At 71.9% G+C, this 15957-nt stretch carries 12 protein-coding genes; 6 read left to right on the top strand and 6 right to left on the bottom strand.

From position 1 onward, the window contains the following. The 4 genes from MMF93_RS27395 to MMF93_RS27380 all read right to left on the bottom strand — a co-directional run bounded on the left by MMF93_RS27395 (window position 1) and on the right by MMF93_RS27380 (window position 6289). On the bottom strand, window positions 1-1488 hold the full coding sequence (locus MMF93_RS27395) for a M20/M25/M40 family metallo-hydrolase (protein ID WP_242755620.1): 1488 nt from the start codon (window positions 1486-1488) through the stop codon (window positions 1-3). Then, window positions 1481-2314 carry a M55 family metallopeptidase gene (locus tag MMF93_RS27390; protein ID WP_242755618.1) on the bottom strand — a complete coding sequence of 278 codons (834 nt, stop codon included), beginning with the start codon at window positions 2312-2314 and terminating at the stop codon, window positions 1481-1483. The genes MMF93_RS27395 and MMF93_RS27390 overlap by 8 nt, the downstream gene beginning before the upstream one ends. Window positions 2315-2691: 377 nt before the next feature. Then, a complete protein-coding gene (locus tag MMF93_RS27385) occupies window positions 2692-5523 on the bottom strand; it encodes an MFS transporter (RefSeq protein WP_242755616.1) in 2832 nt (943 codons plus the stop codon). A gap of 322 nt (window positions 5524-5845) precedes the next feature. Beyond that, the gene (locus MMF93_RS27380) at window positions 5846-6289 is read right to left on the bottom strand and encodes an SRPBCC family protein (RefSeq protein ID WP_242755614.1); all 444 of its coding nucleotides are present in this window, start codon (window positions 6287-6289) and stop codon (window positions 5846-5848) included. 201 nt (window positions 6290-6490) lie between these two features. Here MMF93_RS27380 and MMF93_RS27375 point away from each other — a divergent pair, with 201 nt between their 5' ends. The 3 genes from MMF93_RS27375 (at window position 6491) to hpnR (ending at window position 9679) form a co-directional block, all read left to right on the top strand. Further along, the gene (locus MMF93_RS27375; RefSeq protein ID WP_242755612.1) at window positions 6491-7579 is read left to right on the top strand and encodes an Rv2578c family radical SAM protein; all 1089 of its coding nucleotides are present in this window, start codon (window positions 6491-6493) and stop codon (window positions 7577-7579) included. 12 nt (window positions 7580-7591) lie between these two features. Beyond that, window positions 7592-8005, top strand: a complete 414-nt coding sequence (locus tag MMF93_RS27370; RefSeq protein ID WP_242755610.1) for a RidA family protein — start codon at window positions 7592-7594, stop codon at window positions 8003-8005. A 165-nt stretch (window positions 8006-8170) separates the two neighbouring features. Beyond that, on the top strand, window positions 8171-9679 hold the full coding sequence (gene hpnR, locus MMF93_RS27365; protein WP_242755608.1) for a hopanoid C-3 methylase HpnR: 1509 nt from the start codon (window positions 8171-8173) through the stop codon (window positions 9677-9679). Window positions 9680-9713: 34 nt separating this feature from the next. On the opposite strand, the gene MMF93_RS27360 is transcribed toward hpnR, so the two are convergent. Together MMF93_RS27360 and MMF93_RS27355 are read right to left on the bottom strand one after the other, a co-directional pair. Beyond that, window positions 9714-10316: a pyridoxamine 5'-phosphate oxidase family protein gene (locus MMF93_RS27360; protein ID WP_242755606.1), complete on the bottom strand. Its 603-nt coding sequence runs from the start codon at window positions 10314-10316 to the stop codon at window positions 9714-9716. 58 nt (window positions 10317-10374) lie between these two features. After that, window positions 10375-10959, bottom strand: coding sequence for a HEAT repeat domain-containing protein (locus tag MMF93_RS27355; protein ID WP_114017676.1), 585 nt, complete (start codon window positions 10957-10959; stop codon window positions 10375-10377). 354 nt (window positions 10960-11313) lie between these two features. On the opposite strand from MMF93_RS27355, the gene MMF93_RS27350 reads away from it, so the two are divergent. The 3 genes from MMF93_RS27350 to MMF93_RS27340 all read left to right on the top strand — a co-directional run bounded on the left by MMF93_RS27350 (window position 11314) and on the right by MMF93_RS27340 (window position 15661). Further along, a complete protein-coding gene (locus MMF93_RS27350; RefSeq protein ID WP_242755604.1) occupies window positions 11314-13098 on the top strand; it encodes a 3-hydroxyacyl-CoA dehydrogenase family protein in 1785 nt (594 codons plus the stop codon). Between the two features lie 89 nt (window positions 13099-13187). After that, the gene (locus MMF93_RS27345; protein ID WP_242755603.1) at window positions 13188-13979 is read left to right on the top strand and encodes a TetR family transcriptional regulator; all 792 of its coding nucleotides are present in this window, start codon (window positions 13188-13190) and stop codon (window positions 13977-13979) included. A gap of 194 nt (window positions 13980-14173) precedes the next feature. Then, window positions 14174-15661, top strand: a complete 1488-nt coding sequence (locus MMF93_RS27340) for an amino acid permease (RefSeq protein WP_242755602.1) — start codon at window positions 14174-14176, stop codon at window positions 15659-15661. Window positions 15662-15957 lie beyond the last annotated feature (296 nt).

The raw sequence follows: 15957 nt of genomic DNA, 5'->3' as shown, positions 1-15957 counted from the left end.
TCAGCCTCCTGACGGGACGTTCGCGTCGCGCGCGGGCGGGTGGTCGGTGGGCGGGTGCGCGGCATCCCCCGCGGCGGGGTCCGCGTTCCCTGTGCCCGTTGCCGGGGCTCCGGTACCGAGCAGGGTGCGGTCGAGCACGCGGAGACCGAAGTGCAGGGCCTCGACGGGAACCCGCTCGTCCACGCCGTGAAAGAGCGCCTGGTAGTCGAACCCCGCGGGCAGCTTCAGCGGCGTGAAGCCGTATCCCACGATGCCCAGCCGGGAGAACTGCTTGGCGTCCGTGCCCCCCGACATGCAGTACGGCACGGCATGCGCTCCCGGGTCGAAGTGCTCCAGCGCCTCGCTCATGGCGGCGAACAGCGGGGAGTCGACGGGCGCCTGGAGCGGGACCTCGCGGTGCTGGAACTCCCAGCGCACGTCGGGGCCGCTCAGCTCGTCCAACGTGGTGTGGAACTCCTCCTCGGCCCCCGGCAGCATGCGCCCGTCCACGCGCGCGGTGGCCGTCCCCGGAATGACGTTGACCTTGTAACCGGCCTCCAGCACCGTCGGGTTGGCGCTGTTGCGCACCGTCGGCTCGATCAGGGCCGCGGCCCGGCCGAGCTGGGCGAGCAGCGCGTCCACCTCCGCGTCCTTCGCGCCGGGGCCCAGCGGGCGCACTCCGTGCACCTCGGCCAGGCGGGCGAGCGCGGCCCGCACGGTGGGGGTGAGCCGGACGGGCCACTCGTGCTCGCCGATACGGTTGACGGCGGCCGCCAGCCGGCTGACGGCGTTGGCCCTGTTGACCTTGGAGCCGTGCCCCGCCCTGCCGTGGGCGGTCAGCTTCAGCCACGCCGTCCCGCGCTCACCGGCGGCCACCGGGTAGAGGCGCAGGCCGTTCTCGGCGTGGAAGGTGAAGGCTCCGGACTCGCTGATGCCCTCCGTGCAGCCCTCGAACAGCTCCGGGTGCTGTTCGACGAGGAAGTCGGAGCCGAACTCCGCGCTGTCCTCCTCGTCGGCGGTGAAGGCCAGGACGATGTCGCGGGGCGGCCTGACGCCCGCGCGGGCCCAGGCGCGCACCAGGGAGAGCGCCATCGCGTCGGCGTTCTTCATGTCGATGGCGCCGCGCCCCCACACCACGCCGTCGCGCACCTCTCCGGAGAAGGGGTGGACGGTCCAGTCGGCGGGCTCGGCGGGGACGACGTCGAGGTGGCCGTGGAGCAGCAGCGCGTCCGCCGAGGGGTCGCTGCCCGGGACCCTGGCGACCACGTTGGTGCGTCCTGGCTTCTTCTCCAGCAGCCTCGGCTCGATCCCCGCGTCGGCGAGCCGGGAGGCGACGTACTCCGCGGCCTGCCGCTCGTCGCCCTCACCGCCGCCGCGGTTGGTGGTGTCGATCCTGATCAGCTCGGAGGTGTTCTTCACCACTTCCTCGAAGACCTGGGCGTCCAGATGGTCAGGGCCGGGCCGCTGCCGGCCCGCGCCGGGTGCCTGTCGTCCTGCCGGCTCAGCCATACTGCTCCTCCACCGCCGAGGAGACGACGGTCGTGACGGCCTTGAAGCACCGGATGGCCTCGTAGGCACTGGGCGAGGTGTAGGAGACCCGGCGCTCGGCGGTGCGGGCGACGCCGGGGACGACGGTGGCCGCGCCCACGAGGTGTTCCGCGTCGAACTCGATCTCGATGGTGTGCGGTTCGGGCGCGGGCGGGGTGCGCCGGGTGGCCAGGGGGGCGGCACGGCGAGCCGCGTCCCGGATCTCGGCCGCCGTGCGGGCGGGCGGGCGGCAGACGGCGGCGTACCGCGACACGTAGTCCTTGACGGCGACGCCCGCGGCCTCCGGTGCGTACCCCTTGGCGTCCTCGACCGTGCGGTCGTCGCCCGTCACCAGCACGATCGGCACGCCGTACTCCGCGGTGACCAGCGAGTTGAGATACCCCTCGCTCGCCCGCACGCCGTCGGCCCACACGCCGGTCAGCGAGTTGGCGAGGAAGGTGTGGGCGAGCACGCCCTCACTGCCCGCGCCCGTGTGATAGCCGAGGAAGGCGACTCCGTCGACATCGCCGTGCTGGATGCCCTCGATCATCGAGAGGGACTTGTGCCTGCCGGTGAGCATCTCCGCGCGCTCATCCAGCTGTTCGAGCAGCAGATTGCGCATCGACCAGTGAGCCTCGTTGATGAGCACCTCGTCAGCGCCCGCCTCGAAGAAGCCGCGCACGGCCGCGTCCACGTCGGAGGTGAACATCGACCGGCAGCGTTCCCACTGCGGGGTGCCCGGCAGCACGTCCGCCGGCCAGGTGACTCCCGTGGCGCCCTCCATGTCGGCGCTGATGAGGATCTTCATGTCCCGGAACGTTACGCGGTCGGCCCCCACCAGGACACCCCTGTGGATAACTCCACTGGTTTAGACCACTTGAATCCACCCGGGCGGGTGAGGACCTGCCCACATCACGCCGCTGACCTGCGCGTTCCCGGCCGGCAGGCCGCGCCGTACCGCGCGGCGAGGGCGCCCGTCGAAGGGTGGCGAGGGAGCCCACCGGAGGGCGGCGAGGGCGCCCGCCGGGAGGGCGGTGAGGGCGCCCACTGGAGGGCGGTGAGGGCGCCCGCCGGGAGGGGCGGGGCACCCACAGGCGCGGCAACGGACCGGCCGGGGGATCTGCACCGCGCCGGTCCGCGAACCCGCCGCCCGGTGCCTTCCGGCGCGGCCCGGCGCGGCCCGGCTCAGTCCTCGTGCCCCAGTTGCACGTCGCGTTCCGTGCGGCCGCCGGCCGCGATCTGCAGCACGGTCGCCACCGGCGGGTAGCCGGCGGCCACGACCGTGTACTCGCCGGAGGCGAGGTCGACGAAGCGGAAGATGCCGTCCGCTCCGGTCGTGGCCGTGTCGACGACGTTGCCCGCGGCGTCCAGCAGCGTGACCCTGGCTTCCTCGACGGGCCGCCCGCCGCTGGCCCGCACGGTGCCGCGCAGCACCGCGCCGCCCGCCAGCTCGATGTCCTGCCTGGTCTCGCGGGAGGCCTGGACGGAGATCGGCAGCGCGGCGGGACGGTAGACGGGCGCGCTGGCGGCCAGCGTGTACTCGCCGGCGACGAGCTCGGTGATGACGTAGGTGCCCTCGCGTCCGCTGCGGGTGGTGGCCACGACCTCGCCGCGCACGTCCGTCAGCGTCACCGTGGCGTCCTTGACGGGGTTGCCGTCGGCGGTCAGCACGCTGCCCGCCAGGCGTCCCGCCCCGCCGAGCACCACGTCGAGGTCGACGGGGCGCTCCCCCACACTGACGCTGACGGCACGCGGCTGGTGCCCGCCCGCGGCGGCGATCAGCACGTAGGCGCCCTCCCCCGGCGTGCTCAGCGCGTACCGTCCGTCGTCGCCCGTCGCGCCGCGGCCGATCTGCCGGCCGCCGGTGTCGACGAGAGTGAGCGCCGCGCGGGGGACGGCACTGCCGTCGTGGTGCCGCACGGTGCCGCAGACCGGGACGCCTGCGGCGTACGGCGCCGGTGTGGGCGAGGGCTGCGCGTGCGGGCGGGGGGCCGCGCCGTTGGCCTCGGGCGCCGGTGCGGCGGAAGGGTCGGCCGTACGGGCCTGCGGCACGGACGTGTGCTGGGACACCAGTGGTTTCTCCTTGAGGAAGAGGGACAGTGCCAGCCCGAGGACGAGCACAGGGACGAGGTAGAGGAAGATGCGCGGCATGGCCTCGGCGTACGCCTCGATGTAGCCGTCGCGCAGCGGTGCGGGCAGGGCGCGCACGAGCTGGGGGGTGATGGACTCGGGGTCGGGCAGCTTGCCCTGGCCCGTGGGCAGTTCACGGGCGAGCGCTTCCGCGAGCCGGTCGGCGAGCAGGGTGCCGAACAGCGCCGCTCCGACGCTGCCGCCGATCTGCCGGAAGTAGTTGTTGGCGCTGGTGGCCACCCCGAGGTCGGCGGACCGCACGGAGTTCTGCACGGCGAGCACGAGGACGGGCAGCACGAAGCCGATGCCGAGCCCGAGGATGCCGGACCAGACGCCGAAGACCTGGCGCGAGGTGTCCTCGTCCAGCTTGGAGAGCAGCCACATGCCTTCGGCGGAGAGCGCGCAGCCGATGATGGGGAAGATCTTGTAGTGCCCGGTGCGGGAGATGAGCTGCCCGGAGAGCGTGGAGGAGACGACCACACCGCACATCAGCGGCAGCATCAGCAGTCCGGACGTCGTGGCGCTGACGCCCTCGACCATCTGCAGGAAGCTGGGCAGGTAGCTGGCGGCGCCGAACAGCGCGACGCCGATGGCGACGCCGACGAGTCCGGTGACATTGAAGACGGAGTCCTTGAACAGCCGCAGCGGGAGCAGGGGTTCGGGCGCGAAGCGCTCGGCGACCAGGAAGAGGGCTCCACTGACCACGGCTCCGGCCGCCAGACCCCAGATGACGCGGTCGCCCCACTCGTACGTCGTACCGCCCCAGCTGGTCAGCAGGACCAGGCAGGTGGAGAAGGCGGCCATCAGGAGTGCGCCGAACACGTCGAGCCGGGGGCGCACGCGGGGGCGCGGGAGCTTGAGTGCGAAGGAGGTGACCAGGAGGGTCAGCAGGCCGACGGGGACGTTGAACCAGAAGCACCAGCGCCAGGAGAGGTCGTCGGTGAACCAGCCGCCCAGCAGCGGGCCCGCCACGGAGGCGAGCCCGAAGGCGCCTCCGATGAGCCCCATGTAGCGGCCACGCTCCCGGGGCGGCACAACGTCCGCGATGATCGCCTGAACGCCGATCATGAGACCACCCGCGCCGGTGCCCTGGATGGCGCGGTAGACGATCAGTGTCTCCATGGACCCCGCCCAGCCCGCGAGAGCGGAGCCGACCGTGAAGACGGCGATGGCGAAGAGGAAGAGCCCCTTGCGGCCGAAGAGGTCACCGAGCTTGCCGTAGATGGGCAGCCCGATGGTCGCGGCCAGCAGGTAGGCGGTGACGGCCCAGGACATCTGGCTCAGGCCGTCGAGTTCGCCGACGATCTTGGGAAGCGCCGTGGCGACGATGGTCTGTTCGAGCGCGGCGAGCAGCAGGGAGAGCATCAGCGCGCAGAACACCAGGCGCAGGCGGCCCGGGCTGAGCGGGATCTCCGGCTGGGTCCCCGCGGCGGCCGCCTGCGGGGGCTCCCCCTCGGGCGGCCTGACCGTCTGCTCCGGACCGGCCTCGCGAGGGAACGGGGGGCGTTCGGTCGCAGCGGGTGGCGGGGGTTGCCCGGCCTCCTCCGCAGGTGGGGACTGCCCAACGGTGAGCGCACCGCCCTGGCGGGTGGCGTCCCAGAGGGGATGTCCGGCGTCCGCGCCGGGGCGCCCGGCGCTTGCGGCACCGGCCCAGGTCTCGGCCGGGGTGTGGGCCTCGGTACCGGTCCAGGTGTCGGCCCCGGCTCCCGCCACTTCCGGGGGCCGCACCGGGACGGCCGCGACCGGCGCCTCGCGGCGGCCGGGCACCTCCACCCTGAACTCGACCACGGCCGGGCTGTGGGCGGCCCGGACCCGGGCCGCGCCCCCTCCGGACGCGGGATGCTCGTCGTCCCTGCTGTCGAGGATCGTCCCGCCGGTCCCGCCCATCGCACTCCCCTTGCCGCTGCTTTCGGGGGAGTATTTCTCGCATTGCACGACAAGAGCGTTCAACCGCGGTTCTGGTGCGCGGCATGGGACAGATGGGACTCAACTCGGTTGCCCCAGGCGTCTTTCGACCCGCCGAACAGGGGTTTTACCCGACAGGGCACCGCCGTCGGCGGTCGAGGCCGCGCACAGGGAAACCACCCGATCCAGTGAGCGCCGAGCGCAAGGCGACCTCTCCGGTGAGCGCTCCCGTACGGGCCCACCTCGCGGGGAAGCAACCCCGCACGGGCTCACCGGCGAGGCGGCGGCCGCCCTTGGCGAGCGGTCACTCGACCTTGGAGGCGAGCCGCGCCAGCAGGTCGTCGTAGATACGGGCCAGGCCCTTGGGCGCGAAGGTCTTCTCGAAGAAGCCGCCGATGCCGCCGGCGCCGTTCCAGACACTGGTGACCGTGACCCGGGCGCTGTTCGTCCGCGCGCCGGGGGTGACCCGCCAGGTGGTGACCATCGAGGAGTTGCGGTCCTTCTCGACCAGTTCGCCGTCAGCGGGCTCGCTGACCTCCAGCAGGCAGTCGCGGACGCGCTTGGTCGTGGCCTGGAGCTTCCAGTGCACGACGGTGCCTTCGCCGTCGCCGCCCTCGCGCACCTCGTACTCGCTGAACTGTTCGGGCAGCACCTCGGACCGGGTTCCGTTGTAGTCGGCGAGCGCATCGAACACTTTCTCGGGCTCGGCGGCGATCTCCCGCTGCGTGGTCGCCTCGACCTGCGCCATGGCTCCTCCTGTGCTGGTCGCCCCGCATGCGGCGCGGGGCTCTACGGACATCGCGACCAGCCAACCACCCGCACCCCGGGTCCCCAAATCCACCTTGACACGGCCAGTGGGAACAGGTGTTCTATTCTGTGGGGGACGTCAGGTACGAGAGAGCGACAGTGCCGCCAGAGGGACGCGACACCAGCACTGAGGAGGCCGCACATGCGCTGGGACGAACTGAGGGACACCGACGAACACGGCCAGGCCGCCGCACCCGCCCTCTTCGGCACCTCGGCCGTCACCCGGACGTTCGATTCCCCCGAGTTCCGCGGCATCACCTTCCACGAGGTACGGGCCCGCTCCCTGGTCAACAAGGTCCCCGGCGCCTCGCGCATGCCGTTCGAATGGACGGTGAACCCCTACCGCGGCTGTTCGCACGCCTGCGTCTACTGCTTCGCGCGCAGGACGCACAGCTACCTGGACCTGGACACCGGCGCGGGGTTCGACACCCAGATCGTCGTCAAGGTCAACGCTCCCGAGCTGCTGCGCAAGGAACTGAGCAGCCCGCGCTGGCGCGGCCAGCACATCGCCATGGGCACGAACGTGGACTGCTACCAGCGGGCGGAGGGACGGTACCGGCTGATGCCGGGCATCCTGACCGCACTGCGCGACTACGCCAACCCGTTCTCGCTCCTCACCAAGGGCACCCTCATCCTGCGCGACCTGGACCTGCTGCGCTCGGCCGCGGCCGTCACCGACGTCGGGGTCTCGGTGTCGGTGGGCTTCACGGACGAGGAACTGTGGCGCACGGTCGAGCCCGGCACCCCCGCCCCGCAGCGGCGGCTCGACGTCATCCGCCGCCTGGCCGAGCACGGCATCCCGTGCGGGGTGCTGATGGCTCCGGTCATCCCGTTCCTGGGCGACTCACCGGCCCAGCTGCGCACGACCGTCCGCGCCATCGCCGCCGCCGGAGCCACCTCCGTCACACCGCTGGCCCTCCACCTGCGCCCCGGCGCCCGCGAGTGGTACTTCCACTGGCTGCGCCGGCACCACCCCCACCTCGTGCGGCACTACGAGGCGCTGTACTCGGGCGGCGCCTACGCGCCCAAGTGGTACCAGCGGCGGATCACGCGGCAGGTGCACGAGCTGGCCGCCGAGTACGGGGTCGGCCCCTCGGCCCCGGGAGCGGCACGGCGGATCGGCTCGGAGACCGCGGGCCCTGACGAGGACGGGAACGGCAGGGCGGAAGCGGACGCGGGTGCGCACGTGCTCCCCGCGGAAAACCGCTGCACGCAGCTCACGCTGCTCTGAGAGCATGCGCGCATGTCGACGCTCAACCACATCGCCATCCCCGCGGGCCTCGCCCCGGGCAACGGATACAGCCACGTCGTGCAGGGAGAGGGCAGGATCGTCGCGATATCCGGCCAGGTGTCCCTCGGCGCGGACGGCAACGTCGTCGGAGAGGGCGACCCCATGGCGCAGGCCGAGCAGGTGTTCGCCAATCTGCAGCGCTGTCTTGACGAGGCCGGCGCCACGTTCGCTCAGGTCGCGAAGTTCACCTTCTTCGTGACCGATCTCGCGGTGATGCCCGCGCTGCGGGCCGTACGCGACCGGTATCTGGACCCCCAGCGGCTGCCCGCGTGCAGCGCGGTACAGGTCGCCGGACTCGTCCGCCCCGAACTGCTGATCGAGATCGAAGCGCTGGCCGTCCTGCCTTCCGGGGCCGCCCGGCCGTGACGCGCCCGCACGGCATACCGGGACCGCAGCGGATGTAAGGGGCACATCGGCGTGTTCCAGGACCAAAGTCGTTCAGGTGGATAACGTACGTCGAAGGGGCAACGTCCCTGGCCACGACTGCGACTGCACGCCGACTGCCTTGCCCTGGAGATCTGGAGCGCCCGTATGCGCCTGCTGCTGGTACACCCAAGCGCGTTGATGTACTCGGAGATCTTCCTCCGTCTGGAGCCACTCGGGCTCGAACGCGTCGCAGCCGCCGCCAGGGACGCGGGACACCAGGTGCGTGTCGTGGATCTCCAGGTGCTCTCCCCCAAGCTGCTCGAACGCGAGCTGCGCTCCTTCCAGCCCGAGGCCCTGGGGATCTCCCTCAACTACCTGGCGAACATCCCCGAGGCCATCGAGATCGCACAGAGTGCCAAGGCGGCGGCCCCGGGGTGCTTCGTCTTCTTCGGCGGCCACAGCGTCTCCTTCATCGGCGACCACGTGCTCGAACAAGCCGAGGGCGCCGTCGACGCGATCGCGCGCGGAGAGGGCGAGACGGTGGTCGTCCCGCTGCTGGCAGCCGTACCCGACAAGGCCGCGCACACCGTGCCAGGCGTCGTGACGGCCGAGGGCAGGGGCCCGGCACCCAAGATGCTGGAGAGCATCGACGCACCCCGCCCGGCCCGCGACCTGATGCGCCGGCGCAACCGCTACTTCATCGGCGAGCTCGACCCGTGCGCCTCGATCGAGTTCACCCGCGGCTGCCCCTGGGACTGCTCCTTCTGCTCGGCGTGGACCTTCTACGGCCGCAGCTACCGCAGGGCCGCGCCCGAGGCGGCGGCCGAGGAGATGGCGTCCATCCGCGAGCCCAACGTCTTCATCGTCGACGACGTGGCCTTCATCAAGTCCGACCACGGGCACGGTATCGCCGCCGAGCTGGAGCGGCGCAACATCCGCAAGCAGTACTACCTGGAGACCCGCGCCGACGTTTTGCTCCGCAACGAAGAGGTGTTCGAACGCTGGACGAAGCTGGGTCTGCGCTACATGTTCCTCGGCATGGAGGCGCTGGACGCCGACGGCCTCGACCAGTTCCGCAAGCGCATCAGTCCGGACGAGAACTTCCGCGCGCTGGAGACGGCGCGGCGGCTCGGCATCAGCGTGGCCATCAACCTGATCGTCGACCCCGCCTGGGACGAGGAGCAGTTCCGGCTGGTGCGCGAGTTCGCCCTCTCGGTCCCCGAGATCGTCCATCTGACGGTCATGACGCCCTATCCGGGCACCGAGGTCTGGCACACCGAGAGCCGCCAGCTGACCACGCGGGACTACCGGCTCTTCGACATCCAGCACGCCGTGGTGCCCACCCGGCTGCCGCTCGAACAGTTCTACCGCGAGCTCGTACGCACCCAGGCCGTCATCAACCGCAAGCACCTCGGCCTGAGCACGGCGATCGGCGCGATGCGCATCCTCGGCCGCAACCTGGCGCACGGCCAGACGAACTTCGCCCGGATGCTGTGGAAGTTCGGCCGGGTCTACAACGCGAACCGGCAGCTGTCCGACCACGCGCGTGAGGTCCGCTACGAGCTGCCGCTGCCCGAGCGGCGCACCGCGGCACCCGGACGCAAGGAGCTCTTCGTCCATACGATCGGCAGGACGGGCGCGCGGGCCCAGGCAGGGCCCACGACGCCGCAGTGACAGCGGGCCCGCCCGCCCTCGCCTCCCTCGCGCCTCAGCCGGCCCCGTCCTCGCGCGGCGGTGCGTCGCCACGCGGCGGCGCGTCCTCGCGCGGCGGTGCGTCGTCGTTACCTCGCCGGATGGTCCGCAGCGGCCGGCCCGGCTTCCAGGTACGGAAGACGATGTCCGGGTCCTCGATGGTGACGCGCACCGCCTCCTCGACCTCCACCCTGAAGAGGTGGAACTTCTCCGGCACGTCGCCCTCCGGGATGCCCGCCGCCCAGCGCGCGAGCTCGGCCGGCTCGGTCACCTCCACCGCGCGCCCTGAGACCCGCACATCCCCGCCGTCCATGTCCGCTCCGCCGCCCGGGTTGGCGTACAGCGCGCACCTGTTGTCGCGCCGCAGGTCCAGCGCCTTGCGGGAGTTCGGCATCATGCCCAGCCACATCTCCCCCTCCCGGAAGTCGGCCTCCAGCCCCGTCAGCCGTGGTGAGCCGTCCTGGCGCAGGGTGGCCAGGACATGGTGGGTGTACCTGCCGAAGCGCTGTTCCACGGCGTCGGCGAAGCGGGGTTCGGCCCTGTGGAACTCCGCCCAGCTCACCCCGTGCGCGGCGCGGGGCGCGTTCTCGTTCGCCGTCGTGCGGCCACTCGTCGTCATGCCGCCACTGTGGCGCGCCAACCGGACATCCTCTGTCTGGTTTCGCGTGGCGTTGACGTCAACTCGGGATCCGGGCCAGTGCCGCTTTCGCCGACGGGGAGAGACGGTGGTGCTCGGCGGCGGCGTCGAGCACGGGAACGGCCCGCTTGTCCCCCAGCGCGCCGAGGCCCACCACGCACGCCTCCGCGATCGGCCAGTAGTGCAGGGGGCCGATCAGCAGCCGCTGGAGCACGTTGATGAGAGTGGGGACGGACTCGGGGGCCCGCAGGGCGGTCAGGAGGCGGACCGGGTAGAGCGCGTAGGCGGTGCGCAGCTCGTTGGTGGCCAGGGCCGCGGCGGCCTTGGCGGTGCGCGGGTCGCGTAACCGCTCCAGGGCGTGGGCAGCGCTCGCGCAGCAGACCGGGTCGCGGTAGTTCAGCAGGAACACGAGGGTCTCGAAGGCCCGTTTGTCGCCCGCGTTGCCCAGCGCGAAGGCCGCTATCTCGCGGGCCCACAGCGGCCGTTCGGTCTCCACGAGCACGGCGGCGAGCTGATCGCGCGCCTCGGTGCCGCGCTGCCTGGCCAGCGTGACCAGGCGCGCGTACTCGACGGGTTCGGCCTCGGTCCGCACCCGGTCGATCAGCGCTCGAAAAGCGTCGCCCACTTCGGTCCCCCTCACGTGCCGCGTTCCACAGCGTGGAAGTGTTCCTACCCCTGGTTTTCTGATTACCCACGAGTTACGGTGCTCATCAGAGCGGTACCCCCGCTCAGGCGGCTTGGTGACGCAGCCGCCGAGAGTGACGTCGGTTCGGCGGCGGGCCCTCCCGCGCCCCAGGCGTGCGGCCCGCACGGGCCGCCCCGCGCTCCGGCCCCGGGACAGGGCCGCGCGGCGGGGCGTGACCGGTAACTCCCCTGCCTCGCGTGTGTGTACGCCCGTGCGCCCGGTAGTGCACGAAACCCTCACCCTCATCAGCCGCGCCCCCTCGGGGGCCTGTGTCACACCCTCTGGAGTCCCCTGATGGACCGTCCTCCCCTGCACACCATCGCCGTCGTCGGCCTCGGCACGATGGGTACCGGCATCGCCGACATTCTCACCCGCTCCGGGCGAGAGGTCATCGGCATTGACACGAACGAAGCAGCCGCGCGGCAGGCCGTTGCCGCGCTGGAGTCCACCACCGCGCGCGCGGTGGAACGCGAGCGGATGACACAGAGCGAACGCCGGGACGTGCTGGCGCGCTTCCGCACCTTCACCGGGATCGAGGCGGCGGCCGAAGCCGATCTGGTCATCGAGGTGGTGCCGGAGGACTACGACACCAAGTGCCAGGTCTTCGCCGCGCTGGACACGCTCGTGCGCCCTGAGACGATCCTGGCCACCGGGACCAACGCGCTGTCCGTGACGCGGCTGGCCGCGGACTCCGACCGGCCCGAACGCGTGCTGGGGCTGCACTTCTTCAACCCGGCGCCGGCGATGAAGCTGGTGGAGGTCGTCTCCTCGGTGCTGACCTCGCCGCGCGCCGTGGCGGCCGTCACCGCACTCGCCGAGGAACTGGGCAAGGATCCGATCGCGGTCGGTGACCGGCCCGGCTTCGTCGCGGACGGGCTGCTGTTCGGCTATCTGAACCAGGCGGCCGCGATGTACGAGTCGCGCTACGCCAGCCGCGAGGACATCGACTCCGCCATGCGGCTGGGGTGCGGTCTGCCGATGGGCCCGCTCGCCCTCCTCGATCTGATCGGAGTGGACACGGCGCGCACCGTACTGGAGGCCCTGCACGCCCAGTCGCACGACCGGCTGCACGCGCCGGCCCCCGTCCTGCGCCAGCTGGCCGACGCGGGGCTGACCGGCCGGAAGGCCGGCCGGGGCTTCTACACCTACGCGGCGCCCGGCAGCGCCGAGGTGGTGCCCGACGCGCTCACCCCCGACCCGGCGGCGTCCGGCGCCGCGGGCCGCCCGGTGGCCGCGGTCGGCGTCGTGGGGTCGGGGACGATGGCGGGCGGAATCGCCGAGGTGTTCGCCAAGGCGGGCTTCCCGACAGTGCTCGCGGCCCGCAGCGAGGCCAAGGCGAAGACCGCCAAGGAGCGGGTCGGCGCCTCGCTGGACCGCGCGGTGCACAAAGGGCGGATGACGAGCGGGGAGCGGGACACCGCCCTGGCGCTGATCACCCCGGCGGGGTCGCTCGACGCGCTGGCCGGGGCCGACCTGGTGGTCGAGGCGGTGGCCGAGGACCTGGACGTCAAGCGCGCGCTGTTCCGGCGGCTCGATCAGGTCTGCAGGCGGGGGGCGGTGCTGGCGACGACCACCTCCTCGCTGCCCGTGGTGGCCTGCGCCCGCGCGACCTCGCGGCCCGCGGAGGTGATCGGGATGCACTTCTTCAACCCGGCGCCCGCGATGAAGCTGGTGGAGGTCGTCACCACCGTGTTGACCGGCGAGGAGGCGCGGGCCACGGTCCGCGCGGTCTGCGCGCAGGTCCGCAAGCATCCGGTCGACTGCGGCGACCGCGCGGGCTTCATCGTCAACGCACTGCTGTTCCCCTATCTGAACAACGCGGTGAAGATGGTGCAGGAGCACTACGCCTCGCTGGACGACATCGACGCCGCGATGAAGCTGGGCGGCGGCTACCCGATGGGCCCCTTCGAGCTGTTGGACGTCGTCGGCCTGGACGTCTCGCTCGCCATCGAGCGGGTGCTGCACGAGGAGTTCCGCGATCCGGGCCTGGCGCCCGCGCCGCTGCTGGAACACCTGGTCTCCGCGGGGTGTCTGGGCAGGAAGACGGGGCGCGGCTTCCGCGAGTACGCACGCCGGTGACCGGGGGCACGGCCGGGTGGGGCGGGCTGCTGGATCCCGGGGGCAGCGGCCCGTCCCCCCACCCCGTCACGGCGTGTAACGTTCACCACATGCCAGAGCCCGAGAAGAACTCCCGTACGACCAGTGCCCGTGCGAACGGTGCCGCATCCCAGCGCCTCAAGGTGCGCCGGGAGTTGGCCGCGGCGGCCATGGAGCTCTTCGCCACGAAGGGTTACGAGGCCACCACGGTGGATGAGATCGCGGCCATGGCGGGCGTCGCCCGGCGTACCTTCTTCCGGCACTTCCGCTCCAAGGAAGAGGCGATCTTCCCGGACCACGACGACACCCTGGTGCGCGCGCAGGCGGTGCTGGAGGCGGCACCGGCGCACGAGCACCCGCTGGACACCGTGTGCCGCGGCATCAAGGAAGTCATGAAGATGTACGCCGCCTCCCCCAAGGGCAGCGTGGAGCGGTACAAGCTGACCCGCGAGGTGCCGGCGCTGCGCGAGCGGGAGATCGCCTCGGTGGCACGCTACGAGCGGCTGTTCACCCGTTATCTGCTGGGCCACTTCGACGAGGAGGCGCACCGGGACGGGGTCAGCGGCTACGACGAGCCGCTGCTGGCCGAGGTGGCGGCCTCCGCCGTGGTCACCGCGCACAACCACGTGCTGCGGCGCTGGCTACGCTCGGGCGGCACCGGCGATGTGATGTCCCAGCTCGACCACGCTTTCGCCATCGTACGGCGCACCTTCGGTACCGGCTTCGGCGCGCACCGCCCCGGCTCCGAGCGCCCCGCCGCAGCCGTGGAGCGCAAGGACGAGGTGCTGGTGACCGTCGCGCGTACCGACGCGCCGCTGGGCGAGATCATGTCCACGATCGAACGCGCGCTCGGCCAGGCCTGACCGTACGCGGCCCGCGCCGCCTCGCACGCGGCCAGGCCTGGCGCGCGCGGCGAGGGAGTCGGGTGAATTGCGCCCGCGCCCCGCCCCGCGTTCCCCCGTCCGCACCCGGGGAGTGGAAACCATGGCGCGTGAGGCGACGTGGAGGTGCGGCGGTGTCGGTGGCGCCAGGCGGGCCGAAGAGCCCCAGACAGTGGTTGCGGACCAAGTCCGTCGAGGAGTCCATTCGCGACACGGACGATCCCGAGCGGGGGCTCAAGCGGTCGTTGAGCGCGCTGGACCTGACCGTCTTCGGGGTCGGTGTCGTCATCGGCACGGGCATCTTCGTCCTGACCGGGCAGGTCGCCAAGACGACCGCAGGGCCCTCGGTGGCCATCGCGTTCGCGATCGCCGGCGGGGTGTGCGCGCTGGCCGCCCTGTGCTACGCCGAGTTCGCCTCCACGGTGCCGGTCGCCGGGTCCGCCTACACCTTCGCCTACGCCTCCTTGGGCGAGCTGCCCGCCTGGATCATCGGCTGGGACCTGGTGCTGGAACTGGCACTCGGCTGTGCGGTCGTCGCGGTCGGCTGGTCGGGCTACGTGCGCTCCCTGCTGGACAGCGTCGGCTGGAGCCTGCCGCAGTGGCTCTCGGGCACCAGCGCGGAGACCGGGTTCGGATTCGACCTGCTGGCCTGCCTGCTGGTGCTGGCGCTGACCGCGGTCCTGGTGGCGGGCATGAAGCTGTCGGCCCGCGTCACCACCACCGTGGTGGCGATCAAGGTGGGCGTCGTCCTGCTGGTCATCATCGCCGGGGCCTTCTTCGTCAAGGGTGACAACTACGACCCGTTCATTCCGCCCGCCCAGGGCGCCACGGAATCCGGCTCCGGGTGGGCGGCGCCGCTGATCCAGCTGGTGTCGGGCTACCAGCCCACCCACTTCGGTGTGATGGGCGTCTTCACCGCGGCGGCCGTCGTCTTCTTCGCCTTCATCGGCTTCGACGTGGTGGCCACCGCCGCCGAGGAGACCCGCGCTCCGCAGCGCGACATGCCGCGCGGCATCCTCGGCTCGCTGGTCATCTGCACGGTGCTCTACGTCGCGGTCTCCGTGGTCGTCACGGGGATGCGCAAGTACACGCAACTGACGGTCGACGCGCCGCTGGCGGACGCCTTCAAGGCCGTCGGCCAGCCGTTCTGGGCCGGCCTGATCAGCTTCGGTGCGGCGGTCGGCCTCACGACCGTGTGCATGATCCTGCTGCTGGGCCAGTCCCGGGTGTTCTTCGCCATGAGCAGGGACGGGCTGCTGCCGCGCCTCTTCTCCCGGGTGCACCCGCGCTTCCAGACGCCCTACCGTTCGACGGTGCTGCTCGGGGTGGTGGTGGCCGTCATCGCGGGGTTCACGAGCATCGCGGAGCTGGCGGAACTGGTGAACGTGGGCACGCTGTTCGCGTTCGTCATGGTGGCACTGGGCGTGCTCGTCCTGCGGCGCACCCGGCCCGACCTGCCGCGGGCCTTCCGTACCCCGCTGGTTCCCGTGCTGCCGCTGGTCTCGGTGCTGGCGTCGCTGTGGCTGATGCTCAATCTGCCCGCCGAGACGTGGGCGCGGTTCGCGGCGTGGATGGTGCTCGGTGCCCTGCTCTACGCGGTCTACGGGCGCAAGCGGAGCCGGCTGCGGAAGGGCGAGGAGCCGCCGGAGCACCACGTGCCCTGACGCGGCACCGGAGGACCGCTTGCCCCGATGCGGCGCGAGCGCCACGTGCACCGATGCGGCGCGAGCGCCACGTGCCCTGACGCGGCACTCGTTCCTGCGGCTGTGACCTGCGGGTCCGCCCGGGCTGATCGATCATCGCTCAGATGAGAGCACCTGTCTCCAGGTGAGAATTCGCGGCACTCGGTGTCTTGTGCACTGGCACTGGGTGTCATACCTTGGCATCAGTCCGGGCGCTGTCCCCGCGGCCGAAACCGTGTCGCCCCGGACCGCTCGGCGTCACGAGCGACCCCGCGCAC

The sequence above is a fragment of the Streptomyces tubbatahanensis genome (assembly GCF_022699385.1).
GTDB lineage: Bacteria > Actinomycetota > Actinomycetes > Streptomycetales > Streptomycetaceae > Streptomyces > Streptomyces diacarni.
Note: the sequence above shows the minus strand (reverse complement) of the source record. Positions and strands in the feature narration are given on the sequence as shown.